The following is a 24966-nucleotide window of genomic DNA, read 5'->3' on the forward strand; positions in this document are numbered from 1 at the left end:
GGTCGAGCTAGTCCGCGTAGCCGGGATGATGCCGGTCGAGCCGGCGCAGCAGTCCGGGCCAGACGAGCGCGCCGGCCCCCATCCCGCGCGTGACCGCGGCGATCTGCTGCCGGATGCCGTCGAGAATCGGCTGCGCGATCGGCCGCAGCGCCGAGCCGCCGGCCTGCGCGCGGACCTGGATCATGCAGGCCGCTTCGAAGAAGTACATCGCGACGAACGCGTCGGCCGGCGTCGCGCCGACGGTCAGCAGCCCGTGGTTGCGCAGCATCAGGTTGGTGTTGCCGCCGAGGTCGCGCACGAGGCGCGCTTTCTCGTCCTCGTTGAGCGCGATGCCTTCGTAGTCGTGGTAGCCGAGCGACGCCAGCACGCCGAGCGACTGCTGCGACAGCGGCAGCAAGCCCGCGTCCTGCGCCGACACGGCGACGCCGTTGATCGAATGCGTATGCATCACGCACAGCGCGTCGTCGCGCGCCGCGTGGACCGCGCTGTGAATGGTGAAGCCGGCCGGGTTGATCTCGTACGGCGATTCCGACACCTTGCGCCCGTCGAGATCGACCTTCACCAGCGACGACGCCGTGATCTCGTCGAACATCATGCCGTACGGGTTGATCAGGAAATGATGTTCCGGGCCGGGCACGCGCGCGGAGATATGGGTGAACACCAGATCGTCCCAGCCGAACATCGCGGTGAGGCGATAGGCGGCCGCCAGATTGACCCGTGCATTCCATTCGGCGGGGGAAACCGACTGCTTCACACTGACATCGGATAAGGCCACGTCACGCTCCTTGTTCGGGGGTTGATGCGGGCCGGGCCGCACGATGCGGACCGGCGTGGCGCCTATTGTGCGTCAACTCGCCTGCGGCTTCGCGAGTTGACCGCCCACCGGCAGCGTGCGGATGCGCGTGCCGGTGGCCGCGAAAATCGCGTTGGTCAGCGCCGGCGCGACGGGCGGCAGGCCCGGTTCGCCCACGCCGCCGAGCGGCGCCGCGAAATCGTCCGGCGCGACGAGATGCACGCGGATCTCGCGCGGCGCCTCGTTCATTCTCAGCACCTGGAAGCCGTTGAAGTTGCCCTGCTCCGGATGGCCGTCCTTGAACGTGATCTCGCCGTGCAGCGCAATGCCGAGCCCCATCACGACGGCGCCCTCGAGCTGCGAGCGGACGCGTTCCGGATTGACCTGCGGCCCGCAGTCGATCGCGATGTCGACGCGCGGCACCGCGATCCTGCCGTCCGCATCGACCTGCACCTCGCACACCGCCGCCGTGTACGACACGAAGCTGCGATGCGCGGCGATCCCGAGCCCGCGCCCCTTCGGCAGCTTGCGCCCCCAGCCGGCTTCGCGCGCGACCGTCTCGACCACCCGCCGCAACCGCCCGGTATCGACCGGATACAGCGCCGGGTCCTCGCCGTAGTTCACGTTCTTCACCGTGATGTGCGGCTCGAAGCGCCGCGCGGGCCCGATCAGTTCGAGCAGGAAATCCTTCGGATCGCGGCCGGCCGCATGCGCCAGCTCCGACACGAAGCTCTGGATCCCGAACGCGTGCGGGATGTTGTAGACCGAGCGGAACCAGCCGATCCGCGTGTGCGCTTCCACGGCCGGGTTCTCGATCCGTACGTTCGGAATCGCGAACGGCAGGTCCGCGATCCCTTGCGCGAGTTCGCCGGGCTGCTCGTGCACGACACCCGCGCGGAACGTCGACTGGATCGACGGCGCGACCGTGCGATGCTGCCACGCGACCACCTTCCCCGCCGCATCGATCCCGCCGTCGAACGCTTCGAGCGACACCGCATGGAAATAGTCGTGCGCGATGTCGTCCTCGCGCGTGAAGGTCAGCTTCACGGGCGCGCCGACCGCCTTCGACAGCAGCGCGGCTTCCACCACGTAGTCGGGCTTCGACTTGCGGCCGAAACCGCCGCCGAGCAGCGTCACGTTGACCGTCACGCGCTCCGCCGGCAACGCGAGCGCCTTCGCGACCTCGTCGCGCGTGGTTTGCGGCGCCTGCGTGCAGGTCCACACCTCGCAGCGGCCGTTGGCCACGCGCGCGACGGCCGCCGGCGGCTCCATCGTCGCGTGCGCGAGATGCGGGATGTAGTACGTCGCGCGCACGCGCGTCGCAGCGCCGGCGAGCGCCGCCGCCGCGTCGCCGTCGTTGCGGATCACGTCGCCCGGCTGCGCGGCCGCGGCTTCGAGCGTCTTGCGATACGCGGCCGAATCGTAGGTCGCGTGGGGCCCGCGCCGCCAGTCCACCTTCAGTTGCGCGCGCGCCTGGATCGCCGTCCACGTATCGCGCGCGACGACGGCCACGCCGCCGAGCGGCTGGAAGCCGGACGGCAGCGGCGTCGACGCGAGCTGCACGACCTTGACGACGCCCGGCAGCTTTTCGGCGGCCGACGCATCGAAGGACGCCACCGTGTCGCCGTAGGCCGGCGGCCGCGCGACGACCGCGTACAGCATGCCGTCGACCCGCGTGTCGATTCCGTAGCGCGCGCGGCCGCCGACGATGTCGCGCCCGTCGATCAGCGCCGTCCTGCCCTTGCCGATGTAGCGGAATTCGGCGGGCGCCTTCAGCACGACGGTCCGGGTATCCGGCACCGGCAACGCGGCCGCTTTCGCCGCGAGCGCGCCGAAGCCGAGCGCGCGCCCGCCCTGCGTGTCGACGACTTCGTGCACCGTCGCCTTGACCCGCGCCACGTCGACACCCCATTCGATTGCCGCGGCCTGTTCGAGCATCGTGCGCGCGGCCGCACCGGCGCGGCGCAGCGCCGCGAAGCTCTGGCGCAGGCTGCGCGACCCGTCGGTATTCTGGTTGCCGTAGCGCGGCTCGTCGCCGACGGCCTGCTCGACCTTCACGCGCGCCCAGTCCGCGCCCAGTTCGTCGGCCACCACCAGCGCGACGCTCGTCCGCACGCCCTGCCCCATCTCCGAGCGGATGCAGGTGACGGTGACGGTCCCGTCGGGCGCGATCGCGACGAACAGGTGCGGATCGTCGCGCAACCCGTGCGGCATCCCGGCGCCGCCGTACTGCGGATTCGCGCTGACGGGCGGCTGCACCGGCGCGGCCGCGCGCGCGAGCGACGGCACGCCGAACGCGAGCAGCAGCCCGCCGGAAGCGAAGCCGAGCAGCAGCGCGCGCCGGCTTTCGTTGTGAACGGAGAGGTCGGACGCGCTCATGCGGCACCTCCGCGCCGCACCGCCAGCCGGATCGCAGCACGGATGCGCGTGTAGGTGCCGCAGCGGCAGATGTTGCCGGACATCGCATCGTCGATGTCGGCATCGCCCGGATGGGGATTCGTCTTCAGCAGCGACGCGGCCTGCATGATCTGCCCGGACTGGCAGTAGCCGCACTGCGCGACGTTCAGTTCCTGCCACGCCTGCTGCAGCGGGTGCGTCAGGTCGGCCGACAGGCCCTCGATCGTCGTCACGCGCTTGCCGGACGCCGCCACGACGGGCGTGATGCACGAGCGGATCGCGACGCCGTCGAGATGCACGGTACACGCGCCGCACAGCGCCATGCCGCAGCCGAACTTCGTGCCCGTGTGGCCGAGGACATCGCGCAGATACCAGAGCAGCGGCATGTCGGGATTGCCGTCGAAGTGCTGCTCGCTGCCGTTGACGGTCAGCGTGATCATCGTTCACCTCCTGGTCGAGGCGCCCGCGTCGCACAACGGGCGCCGTGTGGGGATTCGAATTGTGCGGCATGCAAACCGTCGCCCAGGCAACGCGGCCCTGTCCGGACTGCCAGCGAACGCCGGCCGGATAGCGCCGCCTGCGCGCCCGCCCGGGCGGCGTCGACATCGCCTCCGGGGCCGGAATCGTAGGGGGATCGAGTCAGGCTCCAACTTTAACCGAACCGTTGCGGGTTCGTGCCGCCGCGCCGGATGCGTCGCGACGGACGATCGGCGCTCGGGGGCGAGTGCTCCCCGGGGGCGGGAAACCACGTCCCGGACGGGCGTTCGGGAAGATGCGGGGGCCGGCATCCGTCGACGTACCGGTGCGGCGCACGACACGACGGAACGGGCGGTCGACGAGGACCGAACCAGGAAGGGAAACGCGTTCCGGGGGGCACACGAACGCGCATCCGTCCTCGCGGACGGACCGGGCCGCGTGCGACCGCACCGTACGGCCCTGGCAACGCTGCCGCGCCACCCCGCTTACGGCGAGCGCAGCGCCTGCAACCCGCGCGTGAGCGCGTTGTACGGCAAATCCGCGCCCCCCATCGAAAAGCTCGTCGTCTTCGTCGTCGCCCCGGGCGTACGCATCAGCGCGTGGACGATCCGCTCGCTCGCGTGACCGTCGCCGTACGGATTGCTCGCGCGCGCCATTTCCTCGTAGGCGCTCTCGCTGTCGAACAGGCGCGACGCCTCCCGCACGATCCGTTCGGGATCGGTGCCGACGAGCCGAGCGGTGCCGGCCTGGATCGCTTCGGGCCGCTCCGTCGTCTCGCGCGTGACCAGCACCGGCTTGCCCAGTGCGGGCCCCTCTTCCTGAATGCCGCCGGAATCGGTGATGATGAAGTGCGAGCGAGACATCAGGAATACGAACGATAAATATTCCTGCGGCTCGATCAGGTAGATGTTCGGCACGCCGCCGAGCCGGGCGCGCGCCGGTTCCCGCACGTTCGGATTCATGTGCAGCGGATAGACGAACTGCGCATCGCGATAGCGGCTCGCCAGCAGGCACAGCGCGTCGCAGAAATTCAGGAACGGTTCGCCGAAGCTTTCGCGGCGATGGCCGGTGATCAGCACCACGCGCCGCGACGGATCGAGAAACGGAAACTGCCCGGCGACCCGCTCCGTCAGCGCGGCGGTGCAGTCCAGCATGCGCTTGACCTCGTGCAACGCGTCGATCACGGTATTGCCCGTGAGCACGACCGCCCCGCCCGGTACGCCCTCGCTGAGCAGGTTGTCGCGCGCCTGCCCGGTCGGCGCGAAATGCCACGACGACACCGCATCGGTCACGCGCCGGTTCAATTCCTCCGGCCACGGCGACCAGATGTCGCCGCTGCGCAAACCGGCTTCCACGTGCCCGACGGGAAGATAGCGGTAGAACGCCGCGAGACTCACCGCGAGCGTGGTCGTCGTATCGCCGTGCACCAGCACGACGTCCGGACGCAATTCGTCGAAGACGACGCCGATCGCCTGAAGAATGCCGGTCGTCACGTCGGTCAGCGTCTGGCTTTGCCGCATTACGTTGAGATCGTAGTCGGGCTTGATGTCGAACAGCGTCAGCACCTGATCGAGCATTTGCCGATGCTGCGCGGTGACGCACACCCTGGCGTCGACATCCGCCTGCGCCTTCAGCGCGCGCACCAGCGGCGCCATCTTGATGGCCTCCGGGCGGGTCCCGAACACAATCAGAATCTTTTTCATCGTTATCCTCGTTAAGCCGCCGCGCACCGAACGACCCCGCTCGTGGCGCGAAGCATGTATTCAGGCGGCGCCTCCCGTACCCGCACCCGGTCGACACGTTGTCGTGTCGCGGAGCGAGCGCGCCATCCTGTCCGCGCGGACTGCGTCGCGCGAATCGTCGTATCACCGGCGTCCCGTTGCATTTGATCGGTCGAATCGGGCGTGGCGCCTCGCTGCATCGGGCATCGCGCCTGTTCGTCACGCCCCTTCCACTACAGCAATATTCAAACCAGCCGCCCTGTGCCCGCGCCCCGTTCATGCCGCACACGGGCCGTACTCGCAGCGCGCGGCGGAACGTTTCACAACTGCTACGCGCGCTGCATCGACGCGCAAGCGCGATACAGACGGACATCCGGGCGATCGCACCATTCGTTCGACAACGTCGTCGGACGAATCGCGCATGCACGTCCGGCACACGCTGCGCGTCGTCCGTCACGAATCCGCCGAGAGGCGTTGCGTCGTCTCGATTCACAGCTTTCGTCAGTGCAGTGCGCAGCGTGCGAGCGACCGCCCTTCCATCGCTTTGGCCGGACATGCAACGTCGTTCACGTCGCACGAATTAACGGGGCGGGAAATGTTGCGAATGTGTAACGCGGCTCGCGAACGGGCCGGTTGCATCGGAGTCCGGTTCATCCGATGCGTGCCACGGCACGCCATGCGCTCGCATCCGGGCCGATGCACACGCAACGAACGGCGCGCGACGCATCGCGACGCCAGGCCGCGCCGACAAGGCGGCACCGGTTCGGCAGACGAATCGCCCGGCACATCGCGCACGCGGCAAACGAAGCCGGTCGTGCACGGTCGCTCGACGCATGTGCAAGCTGATTCTTCGATGAATCAAAATGCGCCGCCGCCGCGCGGGCCGCACGCCCGGCCCGCGCCCCGATCCTTGCTGCGCGCGGCATCGCGACCGATGGCTCACGCCTTGCTTCATCACGCACAGGCAAGCCCCGACGCACGCGCACGACAGCGGACGGACGGGAACACCGAAGCAACGAAGCCGGATGACGACGCGTCCGCCGGGAACGAAGGGCAAGCGTTCCTGCACGTTCGACGTGTCGCCGCGCCCCGTCGAGATACGCGCGATCCGCGGGCCGTTTTCGGGCTCGCATGTGCAGAACCGGTTCGTGCGCGCGCCTATCGGCTCCAGCCTCGTGCTCACCGGCTCCAGGGTGAACCGAGCCACGACATCGACACGCCCGCCGGGCGCGACGCGGCCAACGCCGCGCGCGGCGACGATTGCACAGGACCGCCGCGCAGGCGACCAAGAACATGACCCGGCCCGAGCTGTTCCCGCCCGCACACGTGCGCGTGGCGGCCGCCGTCTCGCCGTGCCGCCTGTGGCACATCGCCTGCTGCATCGCCGCGTGCGGCTTCGCACTGCTCGCGAACGCCGCCGAACTCCGGCTCGACGGACCGTATCAACGCGCCGACGGTGCGATCACCGTCCGCGCGAACGGCGCCGGCATCGATCCTTACTTCGCCGCGAAGGCGCTGCTCGCCGCGTCCGACGCGCAACTCGACACCCGGGCGGCGGCCCTCGCCTGGATCGCCTGGTTGATGCCGCGCCAGCGCGACGACGGCAGCTTCGCGCGCTACTGCGTGAAGAACGACCAGTACAGCGCATGCGCCGAAGCGGAAACCGACGATGCCGTGATGGCCACCTGGATCGAACTGCTCGCCCGCTTCGCGCCCCCCGAAGGCCTGCCTGCCGCGTGGGAACTCAGCCTGAACCGCGCGGGCGAACATCTGGACACGCTGTTCGACAAACCCTCCGGCGTCTATCGGGTCTCCTCGTCCCTGCAGGTCGCGTGGCTGATGGACAACGTCGAGGTGCACAGCGCGTTCCTCGCACTGTCGACCTACTACGTCCGGCGTGCCGACTACGCCCACGCACGCCCCTGGAGCCAGCGCGCCGACCGGCTCGCGGCGTCGATCCTGAAGGTGTTCTGGCGCGGCCGGCAATCCGGCTTTCGCGCCAGCACGCAGCAGGTTGGCGAGACGAGTCTTTATCCGGCGAAAGTCGCCCAGATTCTCCCGCTCCTGTCGGACATCCAGGTCCCCGAACTCTCCAACGAGGAGATCTACGCGCAGTGGATGCGGAGATACGGCAAGCGCTGGCCGCAACTCGCCGACGCCGATTACCCGTGGAGCCTGATCGGGCTGGTCGCGCTCAAGATGAACGACGGGAACACGATGGCCTGCTGGCATGCGCGGTCGGGCACGTACCGGCAGGGCGCGCACTGGAACGTACTGGAGGAGACGCTCTATCTGGCATTCGAGAGCCGGACAGCCCCGCCCGTCGCACCCGCTCGATGCGGATTCACGACGGTGTCGGCAACGGCAACCGCATCGCACTGATGCAACGGTGCGCGCGGTCCATGATGATTGAACGGGAAGGAGACGTGTCATGTGTGGCATCGTCGGCGCGGTCGCGCAACGGGACATCGTCCCGATTCTGATTGAAGGTTTGCGTCGCCTCGAGTATCGCGGCTACGATTCGTGCGGCGTCGCGACGGTCGTCGACGGCCAGGCGCGCCGGGAGCGCAGCGTGTCGCGCGTTGCCGACCTCGACGCGCACGTGCGCACCGCCGGCCTGACCGGGAGCACCGGCATCGCGCATACGCGCTGGGCGACGCACGGCGCCCCGGCCACCTGCAACGCGCATCCGATCTTCTCGCGCGACGAGATCGCCCTCGTGCACAACGGCATCATCGAGAACCACGAGACGTTGCGCAAGCAACTTTCCGACGAACACTACGAATTCGACGGCCAGACCGACACCGAAGTCGTCGCCCACCTGATCCACAGCCAGTATCGCGGCGACCTGCTCGCCGCCGTGCGCGCCGCGACGGCGCAGCTGCACGGCGCCTACGCGATCGCCGTGTTCAGCAAGCACGAGCCGCAGCGGCTGATCGGCGCGCGCGCCGGCTCGCCGCTCGTCGTCGGCGTGAAGGACGGCGAATGCTTTCTCGCGTCCGACGCGCTCGCGCTTGCCGGCATCACCGACCGCTTCATCTTTCTCGAGGAAGGCGACATCGTCGAGCTGACGCCGGGCGGCGTACGGGTGCTCGATCGCGGCGGCGCGCCGGTCGAGCGCGCGGTACAGACCATCTCGTCCGAGCAGGGCGCGGTCGAACTCGGGCCGTACCGGCATTTCATGCAGAAGGAGATCTTCGAGCAACCGCAGGCCGTGGCCGCGACCATCCCGGACGCCGGGCTGTTCGATCCGGCCGTATTCGGCCCGGACGCCGCGCGGGCGTTCCGGCAGATCGACAATGTCCTGATTCTCGCGTGCGGCACGAGTCACTATTCCGGCCTGACCGCGCGCCGCTGGCTCGAAACGATCGCACGCGTGCCCGCGCAGGTCGAGATCGCCAGCGAATACCGTTACAGCGATGCGCTCGCGCTGCCGAACACGCTGGTGGTGAGCGTGTCGCAATCCGGCGAGACCGCCGATACGCTGGCCGCCCTCAAGTATGCGCAGGCGCTCGGCCATATCGACACGCTGGCGATCTGCAATGTGCCGACCAGCGCGATGATGCGCCAGACCCGCCTGCGCTTCCTCACGCGGGCCGGCCCGGAAATCGGCGTCGCGTCGACCAAGGCGTTCACGACGCAGCTCGTCGCGCTGTTCATTCTCGCGGTCACGCTCGGACGGCTGCGCGGCTACGTCGACGATGCGCAGCTCGCGCGCCATGCGACGCAGCTGCGACGGCTGCCCGGCGCGCTCGAAGACGTGCTCGCGCTCGAACCGCAGATCGAGCGCTGGGCGGCGGAATTCTCGCAGCACGAGAATGCGCTTTTTCTCGGGCGCGGCCTGCATTATCCGATCGCGCTCGAAGGGGCGCTGAAGCTGAAGGAGATTTCGTATATCCATGCGGAGGCGTATCCCGCCGGCGAGCTGAAACATGGGCCGCTGGCGCTCGTCACCCACACGATGCCCGTCGCGACGATCGCGCCCAACGACGCGCTGCTCGAGAAGCTGAAGTCGAACATGCAGGAGGTGCGGGCGCGCGGCGGGCAGCTTTACGTGTTCGCCGATGCCGATACGCGGATCGACAACGGCGAAGGCGTGTCGGTGCTGCGCATGCCGGATTACTACGGGTTGCTGTCGCCGATCCTGCACGTCGTGCCGTTGCAGTTGCTCGCGTATCACGCGGCATGCTTGCGCGGCGCGGATATCGACAAGCCGAGGAATCTGGCGAAATCGGTGACGGTCGAGTGAGGCAGTCGAGATCCGGACGATGCGCGCGTGCTGGCTCAAGTCCGGATCGGCTCGGGGCGACGGAGTGCGCCGGTGGTAACACCCGTCGAAACCTGCTCGGGTCAGGCGGCCAAGCTGAACGCTTCGGCGACGTCGTCTTGCCCTGCATGACGTCCAGCACCAGCGCGCTCTTGCGCTTCGCCGCCACCGACCGCCTGACGTAGTCGGCCATCTTCGCGCTCACCGTCTTTTCGCCCATTGCCGTATGAGCAGCCTTGCACCGGAGCATGACACGCGAGGCGCTGTCAGCGCTTCTCGCTCAACGCCCGCAATTCGTTCAGACGTGACAGGAACAGCTTGAGCGTCGGCGAGCGGTTCGCCTTGCTGTAGCCGACCGCGACGTCGATCGTCGGCGCCTCGCCTTCCAGCGGACGGCTGACGACCGACCACGGCAACAGATCCCTGGCATAGGCGGGCATCAGGGCGAGCCCGCGCGTGGAAGCCACGAGGGACATGGCCATTGCCATGTTGTCGACGTGGTGGTCGAGCGTGATGTCGACTCCCGAGCGGCGCAGGTATTCCATCGTGACGTCGTGCAGCACGCCCGCCTTGTTGGAGCCGCCGATGAAGATCTCCCCGACCAGATCGCGCGGATGAATCGCTTCCCTGGCGGTGAGCCGATGATCGCTCGGCATCAGGACGATGAGCGGCTCGTGATCGACAACCTCGTAGCCCAGATCGAATCCGGGTTCGACGCGCATGAAGGCCACGTCGATCCGGCCGCGAACGAGCGCCTCGGCCAGATCGGGCGAATAGTCGCTCGACACGTTGACCTCGATGTTCTGCAGTTCGTCGCGCAGCACATGCATCACCCGGGGCAGCCAGTTCATCTCGTGCCCGGTCTGGAAGCCGATCGCGAAGGTCTTCCTGGCCGGCTGCGCGGCACGGCGCGCGCCCTCCACGCCGGCCGCGACCTGCGCCAGTGCCAGGCGGGCATGGTCGAGGAAGACCTTCCCCGCGGCGGTCAGTTCGACGCCGTGAATGCTGCGCGTCAGCAGTTCGACGCCCACCTCGTACTCCAGATCGCGAATCTGCCGGCTCAGCGCCGGCTGGGAAACGTGCAGGCGCCGCTCGGCGGCGGTCGTCAGGCTGCCTTCCTCGGCCACGCCTATGAAGTAACGCAGATGCCGGAGTTCCATCGCCTATCCATGCTTTTAAGTTATGCCCCTCAGCTTACAAGGTATTTTTCAGGACCGGAATACCCGCCTACATTGACATCCATGGAAGCACGCATGCCAACCGGCAAGCTGCTGATCCTGAACGATGTTTTCGATCGAACGATCATCAGGAGCAAGACAATGAACACGCTGACGAACAAGGTAGCACTCGTAACGGGCGGCTCGCGGGGCATAGGCGCGGCGATCGCCAGGCGCCTCGCGGCGGACGGCGCGAGCGTCGCCATCACCTACGCCCGGGACGCCGCCGCGGCGGACGCCGTGGTCAAGGCAATCGAAGCCGACGGCGGCAAGGCGCTGGCGATCCAGGCCGACGCGGCGGACGCCGCGGCCGTCACGCGCGCGGTCGACCAGGCGGTGGCAACCCTCGGCCGGCTGGACGTGCTGGTGAACAATGCCGGCACGGCCATTCCGAAGACGTTCGAGGACACCACGCTCGAGGAAATGGACCGCGTCCTCGACATCAACGTCCGCGGCGTGTTCGCCACCACCCGCGCCGCGCTGAAGCACATGAGCGACGGCGGACGCATCATCATGATCGGCTCGGCGGTCGGCGAGCGTGCCGTTGCGCCCGGGCTGGTGCCTTACGCCGCCACCAAGGCCGCCGTGAAGATGTTCACCCAGGCGCTGTCCCGGGAAGTCGGACGCCGGGGCATTACGGTCAACAACGTTCAGCCGGGCCCGATCGATACCGACCTGAATCCCGCCTCGGGCGACTGGGCCGTACCGCAAAAGGCCGCGACCGCGCTCGATCGCTACGGCCGGGCGGACGAGATCGCCGCGGCGGTGTCGTTCGTCGCCGGCCCGGAATCGTCCTACATCACCGGTGCGAATCTGACCGTCGACGGCGGCATGAACGCGTGAACGCGCCGCGCGCCCCCATCCATCCTTCGAGCAAGCGTTGCGATCATGACTAATCTCTCCGGAAAGACCGCTCTCGTCACGGGAGCCTCGCGCGGCATCGGCCGCGCAATCGCCCTGGCCCTCGCACGGGCCGGTGCGCAGGTGCTGGTTCACTACAGCCGCGGCGAGCAGGAGGCCGATGCCGTCGTCGCCGAAATCCGCGCGCTCGGCGGCCGCGCCGGAAAAGTCGGCGCCGACTTGCGGCAGGCGGACGGCCCGCACGCGCTGGCCGGCCAGGTCCGCGAGACGGTCGGCGGCCGTCTCGACATCCTGGTGGCCAACGCCGGCATATCCCGGGCGGCGAGCATCGAGGACACCACGATCGAGGACTTCGACAGCCTCTTCGCCGTCAACGTCCGCGCGCCGTTCTTCCTGGTGCAGCAGTTGATGCCGGTCTTGTGCACGGGCAGCAGCATCGTTTTCACGTCTTCGCTGGCCGCCCACGCCTCGGTCGGCACGCTGTCCGCCTATGCGGCCACCAAGGGCGCCGTCGATACCCTGGTGAAGCACTTCGCCACGGCCCTGGGGCCGTGCGGCGTGCGCGTCAACGCCGTCGCCCCCGGCGTGGTCGAAACGGACATGTCCAGTTTCGCCAGGACCGATGCCGGCCGCGAGGTCACGCTCGGCATGCAGGCGCTCAAGCGTCTGGCCCAGCCGGAGGACATCGCTCCGGTGGTCGCCTTCCTGGCATCCGACGACGCACGCTGGATCACCGGCGACACCGTCAACGTCGACGGCGGCTCCAGGCTCTGAGCCGCCCTCACCTCCTCGTTCACGACTCCATGGGTATATCGCGATGACGCCCGATACGCTGAAGCTTTACCACGCTCCCGCCTCGCCGAATTCGCGGCGGATACGGATTCTCCTCGCCGAGAAAGGCCTGGACGTCCCGCTCGTCGCCGTCGATCTCGGCAACGGCGAACAACATTCGGATGCCTACCGGGCAATCAATCCGCGCCGGGTGGTGCCGACCCTCGTGCTGGAGGACGGCACCGCCATCGGCGAAGTGCCGGTCATCATGCGCTATCTCGACGAAGCCTTTCCCGACACGCCGTTGACGGGCACGACGCCGACGGACAAGGCGCTGATCGCGATGTGGGAGCGGCGTGCCGAGCTGGAAGGCTTCGCGCCCGTGATGGAAGGCATCCGAAACAAACTGGCCGGCTTGAAGGGCCGCGCCATTGCCGGCCCCCACGACTACGAGCAGATTCCGGCGCTGGTCGAGCGCAGCGTCCTGCGAGTACGGGACTTCTTCGCCGACCTGAATCGGCGGCTGGAGCAGACGCCGTTCGTGGCCGGCGCGCGCTATTCGGTGGCGGACATCACTGCGTTGGTGGCCGTCGACTTCGCCAGGTCGCTGGGGCTGTCCCCGTCAACCGACCAGGCCGCGCTCCAGCGCTGGTACGACGCGATATCGAGCCGCCCCAGCGCGGCAGCGTAACGCCTCTCGACGATCACTGGAGTTGCATCGATGAACAAACTCGACGGAAAAATCGCGGTCATCACGGGCGGCACGACGGGCATCGGTCTGGCCACGGCGAAACGCTTCGTCAGCGAAGGGGCCCATGTCTTCATCACGGGCCGCCGCCAGAAGGAACTCGACGAGGCCGTGGCGCAAATCGGCAGCCACGTCACCGGCGTTCAGGGCGACATTGCGAACATGTCCGACCTCGATCGCCTCTACGAAACCGTCGGCGCGAAAGGCCGGATCGACATCGTCTTCGCCAATGCCGGCGTCGGCGGCTTCGCTCCACTGGGACACATCACGCAGGAGCATTTCGACACGATATTCGACATCAACGTCAAAGGAACGCTGTTCACGGTGCAGAAGGCATTGCCGCTGCTGAACGACGGCGGATCCATCATTCTCACGGGCTCGGTGGCGAGCATGAAAGGCACGCCTGCCTTCGGCGTGTACGGCGCGAGCAAGGCCGCGATACGGAACTTCGTCCGTGCCTGGAGCGTGGAACTGAAGGACCGCCGCATTCGCTCGAACGTCCTCAGCCCCGGCCCGATCGACACGCCGATCATGGACGGCCAGCCGGTGGATCTCATCGCGAGGATGGTGTCCACGATTCCGATGGGACGCATGGGCGAAGCCGACGAAGTCGCCAGGGCCGCGCTGTTTCTCGCCTCCGACGACTCCAGCTTCGTGACCGGTATCGAACTCTTCGTCGATGGCGGCAGGGCGCAGATTTGATCGACGCCATGGTCAAAACCCATACTCCTTGGAACGGTTCTCTTCATTCCGCGTGACTCGCTACACGAATGCTCAGAACTTCCTGGAGTACTGGAGCGCGTAGAAGTTGATGGACGTATCGAGGTTCGTGCCCGTGGAAGCCCCGGTCCCGTACACCTTGTTCGGCAGCCCGTAGTCGAACGAGAAGCTGATGTCCTGCGTCTTGTCGACGTGACAGGTGAAGCCGCCGGTGACCGACCGGTTCTGCGTGACGGGGCCGAGCACGTTGGTCATCGTGTGAGCGGAATCGGACCACTGGCCGGATACCATGTAGCCCGTGCGTACCGTCCACCGGTTGTCGATGTCGTAGGAAGCACCGAATCGCCCGGCATTGATGTTCCTGTAGCCGAACGACTCCGGATTGCCGAATACCCGCGTGTTGCCCCAATTGATGCGGAGGTAGTCCGCCGCCAGCGTGAGTGCGGAAGTCGGACGCCACGACACGCCGACGCCGTATTCTTCCGGCAGATCTCCGCGGCCATCGCTCGACGCGAGCACATCACGGTTGTATCCGGAGAAGCGGCTGAGTGCCGTCTTCGATGTGTAGCTTGCGCCGACGGACAGGGTCGGCAGCACGTCCCACAGGGCCCCGAGCCTGAAACCGGCGCCATAGGCGAAGCGCATCCCGTGGCCGGGCAACTGCGAGAATCCGCTGGACAAGTCGGCGGCGATCGGCTGGCCATCGGGCACCGCGACGCCGCGTGCAAGGAACGCCGCGGACACCAGGTTGAGCGACACGCCCACGGCGAGGTTGTCCGTCAGTTTGCGCGTGACGGTTGGCGAAATGAAGTTCGCGACAAAGATCGTCGTCGAATGGCTCAACCCGGGAACCGGTACGCCCGACTGGTTATACAACCCTCCCGCGCCTTCGCCGGAGACCACCACGCCGAACGTCGTCTTGCTGTCGTACTGGAAATTGAAGCCGCCGCTCGGGATCACGAAGAACTTCAGTCCGGACAGCTGGTTTTTCGGAGACAGGTATGTGTTGTTCTGATCCGTCGTCAGCAGCAGTGTCGCGAAATCGGCCCGATTGCCGACCTTCGACAGGTTCGCCGGGTTCTCGGCGCCCGAGATCGCGTCCACCGGATTGGCAATCGATGCGCCCCCCATCCCCATCAGCAGCGGCGAATAGGAATCCGGCTGCGCACCGAGTGCTCCCCATGCCGACATGGGTATCGCAAAAGGCACGCACGACATCGCAAGCGGCGCCATGGCACGTCTGAATCGCTTCATTTGTCTCCACCCATTTAATTTCGTTATACTTATTAATAAACCGGAAATACCGGAATAATTCCGTCAATCCACTTTCAATCGCTCCCTTTCCCGCCGTTCGAATCGCTCGACACCACTGCCGCCCCGCCACCTTCGCATGTGGCTCTGGCACGGCAAAACCGCCCACCATCCCGGAGCGTCACCTCCGGGTACGGCTGGTTCGATCCGCCCCTCTCGCCTATTCGCCGAATCCCAGCTCGCGATTCAGCTCCTGCGTATGCTCGCCGAGCGTCGGCGCATGTCGCGGTACGGTCTTTTCAGCCGCCGAGAAGCGAACCGGCTGACCGACCTCCGTATAGCGTCCTTCGCTCGGATGTTCGCGTTGCGTGAACAGCCCCGACGCGTTGAGCTGTGGATCGTCGAGCAGATCGTCGATCGTGTTCACGCGACTGGCCGGAATGTTGTTTTCGGCCAGCAACGCAAGCCATTCGTCCGTCGTCCTTTCCGGCAACACCTGCGCCATGTACCGATACAGCCGGTCCGCGTTCGCGCGCCGCTCCATCAGCGTGGTCAGCCCCGGTTCCTGCGTCACGTGCGACAGGCCCGTCAGTTCGAGGAAGCGCAGCCATCGGCCGTCCTGGTAAGGCGCGATCACGATGTAGCCGTCCTTCGTCCGCATCGGCTGGCGCGTCGGGTCGAGTTGCCGCGCGTAGCCAGTGGATCCGATCGGCGGATCGAAGGTGCGCTCGTACAGGTGTTCGAGCAGGTTGAAGCTCGCCATCGCCTCCAGCATCGGCACTTCGACGAATTGCCCTTCGCCCGTTCGCAGACGGTGAATCACGGCCGCCATCGTCGCGTAGGCCGCATGCAATCCGGAAACCTTGTCCGCGAATGCCATCGGCAGGAATCGCGGCGCCGGGTTGCCGTCCACGCGCGGCAGCAACGATGCTGCGCCCGACGACGCCTGAATGATGTCGTCGTAAGCCGGCAGTCCGCTTGACGGGCCGCTGGTATCGAACCCCGTGCAATGGACATAGATGATGTCCGGACGCAATGCCCGCACGGTCTCGTAACCGAGCCGTGCACGCTCGACGGCGTCAGGACGGATGTTGTGGATGAGGATGTCGCTGGTAGCGAGCAGGCGTTCGAGCGCGTCGCGTCCTTCTCTGCTTTTCAGATCCCATACCACCGATCGCTTGCCGCGATTGAGGCGCATATGGAGCGGCCCCATGTAGGGCGTTCTGGCCGACTTCCCGATATTTCGCGACGCGTCGCCGATGGCATCCGGCTCGATCTTGATCACATCGGCACCGAGATCGGCGAGAATCTGCGTGCAATACGGGCCGAAGATGACCGTCGTCATGTCGACCACACGCAGGCCGCTAAGCAATGAAGGCTTCATCAGGCTGTCTCCGAAACTGGTTTATGACTGCGGGCGCACACTTCGCGCCATTTTTCGTGTGCGACGGGACAGGCCTCGGCGCCCCGTCCCGCGGCATGCGGGCACGGCACGCATCGAGCGAACCCGCACCCCTGCCGCCGAACGGTCAGAGCCGTTCGATGATCGTGACGTTGGCCAGTCCGCCGGCCTCGCACATCGTCTGCAACCCGTAGCGCTTGCCGCGTTGGCCCAGCGCATGGACGAGCGTCGTCATCAACCGCGTCCCGGACCCGCCGAGCGGGTGTCCGAGCGCGATCGCGCCGCCGTTGACGTTCAGCCGCTCCGGATCGGCGTCGAGTGCCTTCAGCCACGCGAGCGGCACCGGCGCGAATGCTTCGTTGACTTCGAAGAGGTCGATATCGTCGATCGTCATGCCGGCCTTGTCGAGCGCCTTGCGGGTGGCGGGCAACGGCGCCTCGAGCATGATCACCGGATCGTGCCCGATGACCGTCATCTGATGGATCCGCGCAACCGGTTCGACACCCAGGGCCTTCAATCCGCGGCGGTTGACGATCATCACGCCGCTCGCGCCGTCGCAGATCTGGCTGGCGTTGGCTGCGCTGATCACGCCGCCCTCAGCCAGCAGCTTGACCGACGAGATCGAATCCGGCGACGTATCGAAACGGATGCCTTCGTCGACGACATGCATCTCGCCGCTCGGCGCGCCGTCCTTTGTCTTCACCGCAACGGGTACGATTTCCGCGTTGAACAGGCCCGCCTCGGTCGCCGCAATCGCGTGACGATGGCTGCGCAACGCATAGCCATCGATCTCCGGCCGGGCCAGTCCGAACTTCCTCGCGATTGCCTCGGCACCCGCAAACTGGCTGAACTCGACGTCCGGATAGCGCCGCGCGATGCCGGGGCTGACGAAATGCCCAAGCCCGTGCTGCTGCGGCAGCGATACCGGTGTGAACATCGGTACGCGGCTCATGCTTTCCACGCCGGCGGCAATCACCACGTCCATGGCCCCCGACATCACGGCCTGCGCGGCGAAATGCACCGCCTGCTGCGACGACCCGCACTGGCGGTCGACCGTCGTGCCAGGCACGGCTTCGGGCAGCCCCGAGGCGAGAACGGCACCGCGAGCAATATTCATCGCCTGTTCGCCGACCTGGCCGACGCAACCCATGATGACGTCTTCGACGATCGCCGGATCCGCACCGGTGCGCTGGATGAGCGCGTCGATCACCGTCGCCGCGAGATCGACCGGATGCCATCCGGACAAGCGGCCATTGCGGCGCCCGCCCGCGGTGCGCGCGGCGGACACGATAAATGCTTCGGACATATGTTCTCCAAGGGGTTCCAACCGTCACGCCATTGTTGGCCCGATCCTCGGTGCGCGATTCGTCGGAACCGACGAATTTTCGATGGCGTCGAACCATGTGGAGATGCTTGCCCGGATTCGTCGGTTTCGACGAATCCGGCTCCGTTCCGCTCCGCGATAATCCATGACGACAGGCTTGCCGTTGCTCATCGACCTTCCGCTGGAAAACTCACACCATGTCACTCTCCCCGTCCACCCCCGTCATCGTCGGCGTCGGCCAGTTCACCGAGCGAATCGGCTCGCCGGCCTATCGTGCGTTGAGTGCCGTCGACATCGCGGCCGAGTCGGCAACACGCGCGATCGAGGACGCACGGTCGTTCGACCGGCTGCGCGCACATATCGACGCCATCGCAACCACTCGAACCTTCGACGATTCGAATCCGCTACGCGCACAACCGTTCGGCCGCTCGAACAATTTCCCGCGCTCCGTCGCCAACCGGCTCGGCATTGCACCGCGCATCGCGGTATGGGAACAAGGAGGCGGCGATTCGCCGCAAAAGCTCGTCAACGAATTCTGTGCGCGGCTCGCGGACGGTGAATGCCGCATGGTACTGATCGCCGGCGCAGAGAATATCTCCACCGCTCGGCAGCTCAAGGCGGAGGGTCGAACGGCGGACTGGTCGGAACAGGTGGACGGCAGCGTCGACAACCGCGGCATGGGACTGCGCGGCCTCGTTTATCGCTACAACACGAGCCACGGCCTGGTCGGTACGCCGCCGACATACGGACTGTGCGAAACGGCGCGGCGCAGCGCGCTGGGCCAGACAGCCGCCGAGTACGGCGTGGAGATGGGAAAGCTGTTCGCGCCCTTTACCCGCGTGGCCGCCGCCAATCCGTACGCGTCGTCCGCCGTGTCGCCGTACACCGCCGAAGAACTCGTTACCGTCGGTGAACGCAACCGCATGATCGCTTCGCCGTATCCGCAGCGACTTGTCGCACGCGACCAGGTCAACCAGGGCGCCGCGCTCCTGCTGACGACCGTCGGCGTGGCGCGCGAACTCGGCATCGACGAACGAAAATGGGTGTTCCTGGCCGGTCATGCCGCCACGGTCGAACGCGAAGTGATGGAGCGCCAGGCACTCGGCCGGTATCCGGCCGCGGTGCTCGCGTGCCGCGATGCGATGCGGCAGGCCGGCGTCACGACCGACGATCTCGCGTTCTTCGACTTCTACAGTTGTTATCCGATCGCCGTGTCGAGCGTCGCAATCGACGGTCTCGGCCTGACGGCCGACGATCCGCGCGGCCTGACCGTCACGGGCGGCCTGCCCTACTTCGGCGGCCCGGGCAACAACTATTCGATGCACGCGATCGCGACGATGGTCGAGCGTTTGCGCGCGCACCACGGCACGTATGGCCTGATCGGCGCGAATGGCGGCTACCTGTCGAAGTACGCGGTCGGCATCTACACGACGCGCCCCGCACCGTTCGTGCCGAACGATTCCGCCCACCTGCAGGCCGAGATCGACGGCTGGCCCGCACCGCCGCGGGCCACGAAACCCCGAGGCAGCGCGACGGTCGAGACGTTCACGGTCGTGTATGCGAAGGGAATTCCCGACTACGCGGTCGCCGTGTGCCGCAACGCGGACGGGGCCCGCTTTCTCGCGAGAACGGTGGCCGGCGACGCGAGCACGGTCGACGCCATGCTCGACGGCGATCCGGTGGGGCGTACGATCCATGTGCGGGCAACCGATCGCGGCAATCGCTTCGCGTTCAGCGAGGCGCGGCTGGACGAGCAGTTTCCACGGTGTTCCGCGGCGCTGCGCGCGGCGTACGATTTCGCGAAGGTCGAACGTCGGGGCCACCTCCTGATCGTGACGATCGACCGCCCGGAGGTGCGCAACGCACTGCACCCGGCGGCCAATGAGGAACTCGCCGGGATCTGGGATGCGTTCGACGCCGATCCCGACCTCTGGGTCGCGATCCTGACCGGCGCGGGAAGCGACGCGTTCTCGGCCGGCAACGACCTCAAGTACACGGCCAGCGGCAATCCGATGTGGATTCCGCAAAGCGGCTTCGGCGGCCTGACCGCGCGTGTCCGGACCAAGCCGGTGATTGCCGCGGTCAATGGTCACGCGATGGGGGGCGGCATGGAAATGGCCCTCGCGTGCGACATCGTCGTGGCGGACGAACGCGCGTCGTTCGCGCTGAGCGAGGTCAAGGTCGGCGTCGTCGCCGCCTGCGGCGGCCTCGTTCGCCTGCCGCGCGAGATACCGCGCAAGATCGCGCTCGAACACATCCTCACCGGTCGCGCGATTCACGCACGCCGGGCGGCCGAACTCGGCCTCGTCAATCGGGTGACGCCGGCCGGCGAAGCGCTGGCCGGCGCACTGGGCATCGCGGAAGAGATCCTGTCCGTATCGCCGACATCGGTGCGTGTGTCGATGAAGATCGTCAACGACGTCGATGCCGGCGACAGCACGACGCCGAGCCGCCACCTCGACGAACTGTATACGAGCGAGGACTACCTGGAAGGGCCGAACGCGTTCAAGGAGAAGCGCAAGCCGATGTGGAAGAACCGCTGATTCGCGCAGGCTGGTCGTGAGGCGGACCGGATCGGTCCGCCTCGCTCATGATGAACGGCAACACCCCGACCGCGCCGCCCTGCGCGTACGCGGCTTACGCGAGTTGCCCGGCTCGCATCGGCAGCACGGCGACGATCCTTCCCGGACCAACGGATACGCCCTGCGCGTTCTCCGACCACATCTCGAATTCGACGAAACCGGCGCCTTCGCACCACTTGCGCGCGACGCGCCCGTTGACGACGACCGTATCGCCCACCGTATTGAACAGGCGCATCCGGAAACCGTTCAGGCGCCGGATCGTGCCGGCCTCGCCGATGTACTGCCGCACCGTACGCTCCCACATCCCCTGCAGCAGGAAGTTGTTCGCATACATTTCGGGGGCACCCGTCGCCCGCGCGACTTCGCTGTTGTGATGGATCGAGTTGAAATCGCGGTTTGCGCCGGCGGCCATGACCAGCCGGTACACGGTGAGCGGAAACGCGACGCTGTCCAGCGACTCGCCTTCGATCACGTCCTCCCAATATCGCTGCACGTGCGTCATGATTCAGGGCTCGGGTTGTAGCGGAAGAATGTCGTGCGGATGCGCGCCACGACGTCAAGCCGCTCGTTGACAAGTTGCGACTGCCACGTGATGAATGCGCCGCGCCCGACCCGGGTTTCCTTCGGTTCGCAGGCGACGAGCCATGCTCCGTGCTTCGCCAGGCGATCGCCAACCGTCACCGGCAGCAGATAGTCGATGTCGAGATCGGTCGCGAAGAAGCCGGTCGTCGGCGGCTCCAGCCCGCATCGAATGCCGGACACCGCGCTGCGCGAGGGCTGCGCATCGCGCGCGTCGCTGTCGAACAGCACGTCGCCCGGGCGCCACATCGGTTCGAGCGCGAAGGTCGGCAACGCGGCGACCGGCACGACGACATCCTCATGGCCATGACGGCGCGCAACGTCGCGGTCGTAATGCAACGCGCAATCGAACTCCAACGGTTCGAGCCAGCGGCGCACCGCGCTGTATTCGATACGATCGGCTGCAAACACGATCGGGCGGTCGTCGAAGTTTCGACCTACGGCAGCGACCATCGGCTGCCAGTCGGCCTTCCAGGCGTCCGTGACAAGGGGCACGTTCATTCTCCCGTGATTGGGGCCGACGCGCCTGTCGCGCCGGCCTCGATACGTTTTCAAGGCTTACAGATCCAGCACGAGCAGCGAAGACCTGGCGCGCGAACAACACGGCGTAAACATCTCCCCGGCCGCGTGTTCGTCGTCAGTCAGGAACACGTCGCGATGCTCGACCTGCCCTTCGAGGACCCGGGTAAGGCACGTACCGCACGTCCCCTCGCCGCACGACGTATAGATGTCGATGCCCTCACCCGCCAGCACCGCCGCGACCGACCGGTCCGCCGGCACGTGGAAGGTCTGCCCCGTACTGGCGATCCTGACGTCGAACGCGCCGTCATGCGATGTGTCGACCGGCTTCGCGCTGAAATACTCGAACCGGACACGATGCTTCGGTATGCCTGCCCGTTCGGCGGCGGCGCAGACCCAGTCGATGAAACCGGACGGCCCGCAGACATAGATTTCGTCGTCGCCCATCCGGTTGAATTCGGCATCGATGTCGAGCTGTCCTGACGGCTCGCCGTCGTCGAAATGAAACACGACGCGCGACGCGAACGGCGCTTGCCGAATGCGATTCAGGAACGCGGTGCCGCTCGCACTGCGCGTGCAGTAGTGCATGATGAAATCGCGCCCTTGCGCTTGCAGTGCCTCGGCCATGCACAGCAGGGGCGTCACCCCGATTCCGCCCGCCATGAGGTGCACGCCCACGCCGGGGCTCATCGGGAAATGATTGCGCGGCAGGCCGATCTCCACCAGCGCGCCCTCCGCAAAGCCATCGTGAATCGCAATCGATCCGCCCCGCGACGCCGGATCGCGCAATACGCCGATCACGTAGCGGTCGCGCTCCGACGGCGGATTGCAGAGCGAATACTGCCGGACGATGCCGGGCGCCACATGTACGTCGATATGCGCGCCGGCGTCGAACGCGGGCAGTGGCGAACCGTCGGGCAAGCGAAATTCGATACAGACGATCTCGGGCGTTTCCAGGGTACGGCGTTCGATCCTGACGACGATCGTGTTGTTTTCGTTCATGATGTTTCCCTGACCGGGGATAAGGATTCCGTTCACTGCATCGTGCAGCGAACGGCAAGATGCTTGGGCCCGCTCACAAACGTGGATGCGATGAAATCCATGTCGCCCACAGGCTCGACCTTGCGCAACGCAGGAACAAGCTCCTCGAACAGGATGCGCATCTCCATCTTCGCGAGATGCTGGCCGAGGCAGACGTGGGCGCCGAAGCCGAACGCAAGATGCCGATTCGGCTTGCGATCGATGTCGAACTCGAACGGTTCGGGAAAAACCTCCTCGTCGCGATTCGCCGATCCGTAGCACAGCATCAGCCAGTCGCCCTTGCGGATCGTCCTCCCGCGAATCTCGGTGTCGGCCGTCGCCGTGCGCATGAAGTGACGCACCGGCGACGCATGACGCACCGCTTCGTCGATGAATTGCGGAATCAGCGCCGGATTCGCCTGAAGCCGTTCCAGAAGCCCCGGGAACCGACTCAGCGCCCACATCGCAACCGACGTCGACGACGACGTCGTATCGTGCCCCGCCGTCGCGATGATCACGTAGTAGCCAAGGCGGCTCATCTCGTCGATCGGCTTGCCGTCCACCACGGCGTTCGCGAGCAGGCTCGCGACGTCGTTGCGCGGCTCGCTTTTGCGCAATGCCGTCAGGCGCTCGAAATACGTCTTGAAATCGGCGACGACCGACATCAGCGCCTTGCCCATCGCGCTGTCGGAATTTCCTTCACGCCGTTTTTCGCGCTTGAATTCGGAGTCCTCGCTGCCGAACATCTCCTGCGTCAGGGACAGCATGCGCGGCGCATCTTCCTGCGGCACGCCGAGAATGTCCATGATGACGTGCAGCGGGTAATGCAGCGCAATATCGTTCGCGAAGTCGATCGTCTCCCCGTTCTGCTGTCGGAGCTTTTCAACGGTGGCGCGTGCCAGCGCGCGGATCCGGTCGTCCAGCTTGAGAATGCTGTTCGGCATGAACCACGACTGCGTCAGTGCGCGCAAGCTCTTGTGTTCGTCGCCATCCACGTGCACCAGCGATTTCACGACGTTCGGGCTGCCCGTCATTTCGATCAGGTGCTGGATCGACGCTTTCGGTCGACAGACGACGGAGTAGTCGCCGTTGCGGAACAGCGCGTTGTCCCGCGAGATCGCGGAAATGTCGGCGTGCTTCGTGACGACCCAGAACGGATCGTGCCCGTCGGCAACCGCGCGTGCGACGGGATTGTTCACACGTGCCCAGGTATAGGTCGCATGCAGGCGATCGAGATCGGTGTAGGCCTTCGGATCGACCAACTGGTTGGCCATGTCGCCAGGCAAGTCAAAATTCGTCGTGTTCATGATCGTGGCTCGAGAGTTCGTTGGTGAGAGCAGCACATTGCGTGGCCGACTGTCCGCATCGTGTGTCGTCCTGATGCGCGCTTTCGCGCGGAAGCGTCAACGCACGCATAAATCAGAATCAAAATTCTGTTTCTGAATTTTCAGTGCCCTTCTCCCGTCAGTCCAATGCGTGCTTTCCCCTAGCGCCGCAGCCGGCCTGGACGGCACCATGCCGAGCGCGCTACCCGCCGTCGCGCTACTGCATAATGCGAACCTGGTTCGCAACATTCGACAGTCCAGCGCCCATGACCGTATCCGAGAAGACCCCGGACAAGCCGAAAAGCCGGCGTCGGCACGCCACGCGCGCCCCGGCGACCGCCGAGCAGCGCGGCGACGTCTTGCCCGCATTGCGTCCGCCGCGTCAGTCGCGCAGCGAAGCGACGCTGGCCAACATGCTTCGGGCCGGGCGCACACTGATCGAACAGCACGGCGACTTCGACGATGTCGTGATCGCCGACGTCATTCGCGCAGCCGGCACCTCGACCGGTGCGTTCTATTGCCGCTTCAAGGACAAGGACGCATTCGTTGCCGCAGTCATGGACGCGACGTTCGTCGAGCTCCGCGCGGAAGCCGACAAGTCCGTCGCAGAAGACGCCGTCTGGCGCAGCGGCAACGCGCGCGCGATCGCTGCCGGCATCGTCCATCACTACACCGACATGTGCCGCTGCAACCGCGGCGTCTTCAAGGCCGTCCTGCGCTATATCGCACCGATCGCGCCCGACGCGCACCCCATGCGCCTGCTCGATCGTCACATCAAGGATCTCGTCGTGCCGATCCTCGCGCCGCTGCTCGCCGGCCGCTCGACCAAGGTCTCGACCCAGGAAATCAGGTCCGCCATCCAGATGATCTCCAGCACCCTCGCAATGGCCGTGCTGACCGATCCCGGCCCGATGCGTTTCGAGGACGGCACACTCGAAAGCCATCTGTCGCTGATGATGCAGCGCTACTTGCGCATCGACTGACGGAACGAC

Annotated in this window: 20 protein-coding genes; 8 read left to right on the forward strand and 12 right to left on the reverse strand. The window is 66.4% G+C overall.

From position 1 onward, the window contains the following. Positions 1–7 precede the first annotated feature (7 nt). From GQ57_RS13835 to wecB, 4 genes are all read right to left on the reverse strand, one after another. Positions 8–775 carry a class II aldolase/adducin family protein gene (locus tag GQ57_RS13835; RefSeq protein ID WP_031402405.1) on the reverse strand — a complete coding sequence of 256 codons (768 nt, stop codon included), beginning with the start codon at positions 773–775 and terminating at the stop codon, positions 8–10. 72 nt (positions 776–847) lie between these two features. Further along, a complete protein-coding gene (locus GQ57_RS13840; protein ID WP_034198118.1) occupies positions 848–3172 on the reverse strand; it encodes a xanthine dehydrogenase family protein molybdopterin-binding subunit in 2325 nt (774 codons plus the stop codon). Next, on the reverse strand, positions 3169–3630 hold the full coding sequence (locus GQ57_RS13845) for a (2Fe-2S)-binding protein (protein ID WP_034198119.1): 462 nt from the start codon (positions 3628–3630) through the stop codon (positions 3169–3171). The genes GQ57_RS13840 and GQ57_RS13845 overlap by 4 nt, the downstream gene beginning before the upstream one ends. 522 nt (positions 3631–4152) lie before the next feature. After that, on the reverse strand, positions 4153–5370 hold the full coding sequence (gene wecB / locus GQ57_RS13850) for a non-hydrolyzing UDP-N-acetylglucosamine 2-epimerase (RefSeq protein ID WP_034198120.1): 1218 nt from the start codon (positions 5368–5370) through the stop codon (positions 4153–4155). Positions 5371–6681: 1311 nt separating this feature from the next. On the opposite strand from wecB, the gene GQ57_RS13855 reads away from it, so the two are divergent. Beyond that, positions 6682–7770 carry a hypothetical protein gene (locus tag GQ57_RS13855; RefSeq protein WP_034198121.1) on the forward strand — a complete coding sequence of 363 codons (1089 nt, stop codon included), beginning with the start codon at positions 6682–6684 and terminating at the stop codon, positions 7768–7770. 49 nt (positions 7771–7819) lie between these two features. Further along, positions 7820–9637 (forward strand): glutamine--fructose-6-phosphate transaminase (isomerizing), encoded by a 1818-nt coding sequence (glmS, locus tag GQ57_RS13860; RefSeq protein WP_034198122.1) that lies wholly within the window; start codon positions 7820–7822, stop codon positions 9635–9637. A gap of 284 nt (positions 9638–9921) precedes the next feature. Here the strand turns inward: glmS and GQ57_RS13865 are convergent, their stop codons facing one another. Further along, the gene (locus tag GQ57_RS13865) at positions 9922–10815 is read right to left on the reverse strand and encodes a LysR family transcriptional regulator (RefSeq protein WP_034198123.1); all 894 of its coding nucleotides are present in this window, start codon (positions 10813–10815) and stop codon (positions 9922–9924) included. Between the two features lie 93 nt (positions 10816–10908). Between GQ57_RS13865 and GQ57_RS13870 the strand changes: the two genes are divergently transcribed. The 4 genes from GQ57_RS13870 to GQ57_RS13885 are packed head-to-tail and all read left to right on the forward strand — an operon-like array spanning position 10909 to position 13954. Beyond that, positions 10909–11715 (forward strand): SDR family NAD(P)-dependent oxidoreductase, encoded by an 807-nt coding sequence (locus tag GQ57_RS13870; RefSeq protein ID WP_321029208.1) that lies wholly within the window; start codon positions 10909–10911, stop codon positions 11713–11715. Between the two features lie 45 nt (positions 11716–11760). Then, entirely contained in the window at positions 11761–12507 is a 747-nt protein-coding gene (locus GQ57_RS13875) for an SDR family NAD(P)-dependent oxidoreductase (RefSeq protein ID WP_031402397.1), read from the forward strand. Between the two features lie 43 nt (positions 12508–12550). Further along, positions 12551–13195 carry a glutathione S-transferase family protein gene (locus GQ57_RS13880; RefSeq protein WP_034198124.1) on the forward strand — a complete coding sequence of 215 codons (645 nt, stop codon included), beginning with the start codon at positions 12551–12553 and terminating at the stop codon, positions 13193–13195. A 30-nt stretch (positions 13196–13225) separates the two neighbouring features. Further along, positions 13226–13954, forward strand: coding sequence for an SDR family NAD(P)-dependent oxidoreductase (locus tag GQ57_RS13885; RefSeq protein ID WP_034198125.1), 729 nt, complete (start codon positions 13226–13228; stop codon positions 13952–13954). A 72-nt stretch (positions 13955–14026) separates the two neighbouring features. Here GQ57_RS13885 and GQ57_RS13890 read toward each other — a convergent pair whose 3' ends face one another. From GQ57_RS13890 to GQ57_RS13900, 3 genes are all read right to left on the reverse strand, one after another. Beyond that, a complete protein-coding gene (locus tag GQ57_RS13890; protein ID WP_235215057.1) occupies positions 14027–15163 on the reverse strand; it encodes an OmpP1/FadL family transporter in 1137 nt (378 codons plus the stop codon). A gap of 280 nt (positions 15164–15443) precedes the next feature. Beyond that, entirely contained in the window at positions 15444–16607 is a 1164-nt protein-coding gene (locus GQ57_RS13895; RefSeq protein WP_031402393.1) for a CaiB/BaiF CoA transferase family protein, read from the reverse strand. 145 nt (positions 16608–16752) lie between these two features. Next, entirely contained in the window at positions 16753–17931 is a 1179-nt protein-coding gene (locus tag GQ57_RS13900; protein WP_034198126.1) for an acetyl-CoA C-acetyltransferase, read from the reverse strand. A 215-nt stretch (positions 17932–18146) separates the two neighbouring features. Here GQ57_RS13900 and GQ57_RS43705 point away from each other — a divergent pair, with 215 nt between their 5' ends. Next, positions 18147–20492 (forward strand): enoyl-CoA hydratase-related protein, encoded by a 2346-nt coding sequence (locus GQ57_RS43705; protein ID WP_034198127.1) that lies wholly within the window; start codon positions 18147–18149, stop codon positions 20490–20492. Between the two features lie 94 nt (positions 20493–20586). Here GQ57_RS43705 and GQ57_RS13910 read toward each other — a convergent pair whose 3' ends face one another. From GQ57_RS13910 to GQ57_RS13925, 4 genes are all read right to left on the reverse strand, one after another. Continuing rightward, positions 20587–21033 carry an acyl dehydratase gene (locus tag GQ57_RS13910; RefSeq protein WP_034198128.1) on the reverse strand — a complete coding sequence of 149 codons (447 nt, stop codon included), beginning with the start codon at positions 21031–21033 and terminating at the stop codon, positions 20587–20589. Then, positions 21030–21605, reverse strand: a complete 576-nt coding sequence (locus GQ57_RS13915; protein WP_200880659.1) for an FAS1-like dehydratase domain-containing protein — start codon at positions 21603–21605, stop codon at positions 21030–21032. The genes GQ57_RS13910 and GQ57_RS13915 overlap by 4 nt, the downstream gene beginning before the upstream one ends. 63 nt (positions 21606–21668) lie before the next feature. Next, positions 21669–22631, reverse strand: a complete 963-nt coding sequence (locus GQ57_RS13920) for a PDR/VanB family oxidoreductase (protein ID WP_034198130.1) — start codon at positions 22629–22631, stop codon at positions 21669–21671. A gap of 32 nt (positions 22632–22663) precedes the next feature. Then, positions 22664–23956 (reverse strand): cytochrome P450, encoded by a 1293-nt coding sequence (locus GQ57_RS13925; RefSeq protein WP_034198131.1) that lies wholly within the window; start codon positions 23954–23956, stop codon positions 22664–22666. 143 nt (positions 23957–24099) lie between these two features. On the opposite strand from GQ57_RS13925, the gene GQ57_RS13930 reads away from it, so the two are divergent. Beyond that, positions 24100–24957, forward strand: a complete 858-nt coding sequence (locus tag GQ57_RS13930; protein ID WP_152603248.1) for a TetR/AcrR family transcriptional regulator — start codon at positions 24100–24102, stop codon at positions 24955–24957. The last annotated feature ends 9 nt before the right edge of the window (positions 24958–24966 follow it).

The organism is Burkholderia sp. MSh2, from assembly GCF_000731655.1.
Classification (GTDB): Bacteria; Pseudomonadota; Gammaproteobacteria; order Burkholderiales; family Burkholderiaceae; genus Burkholderia; species Burkholderia paludis.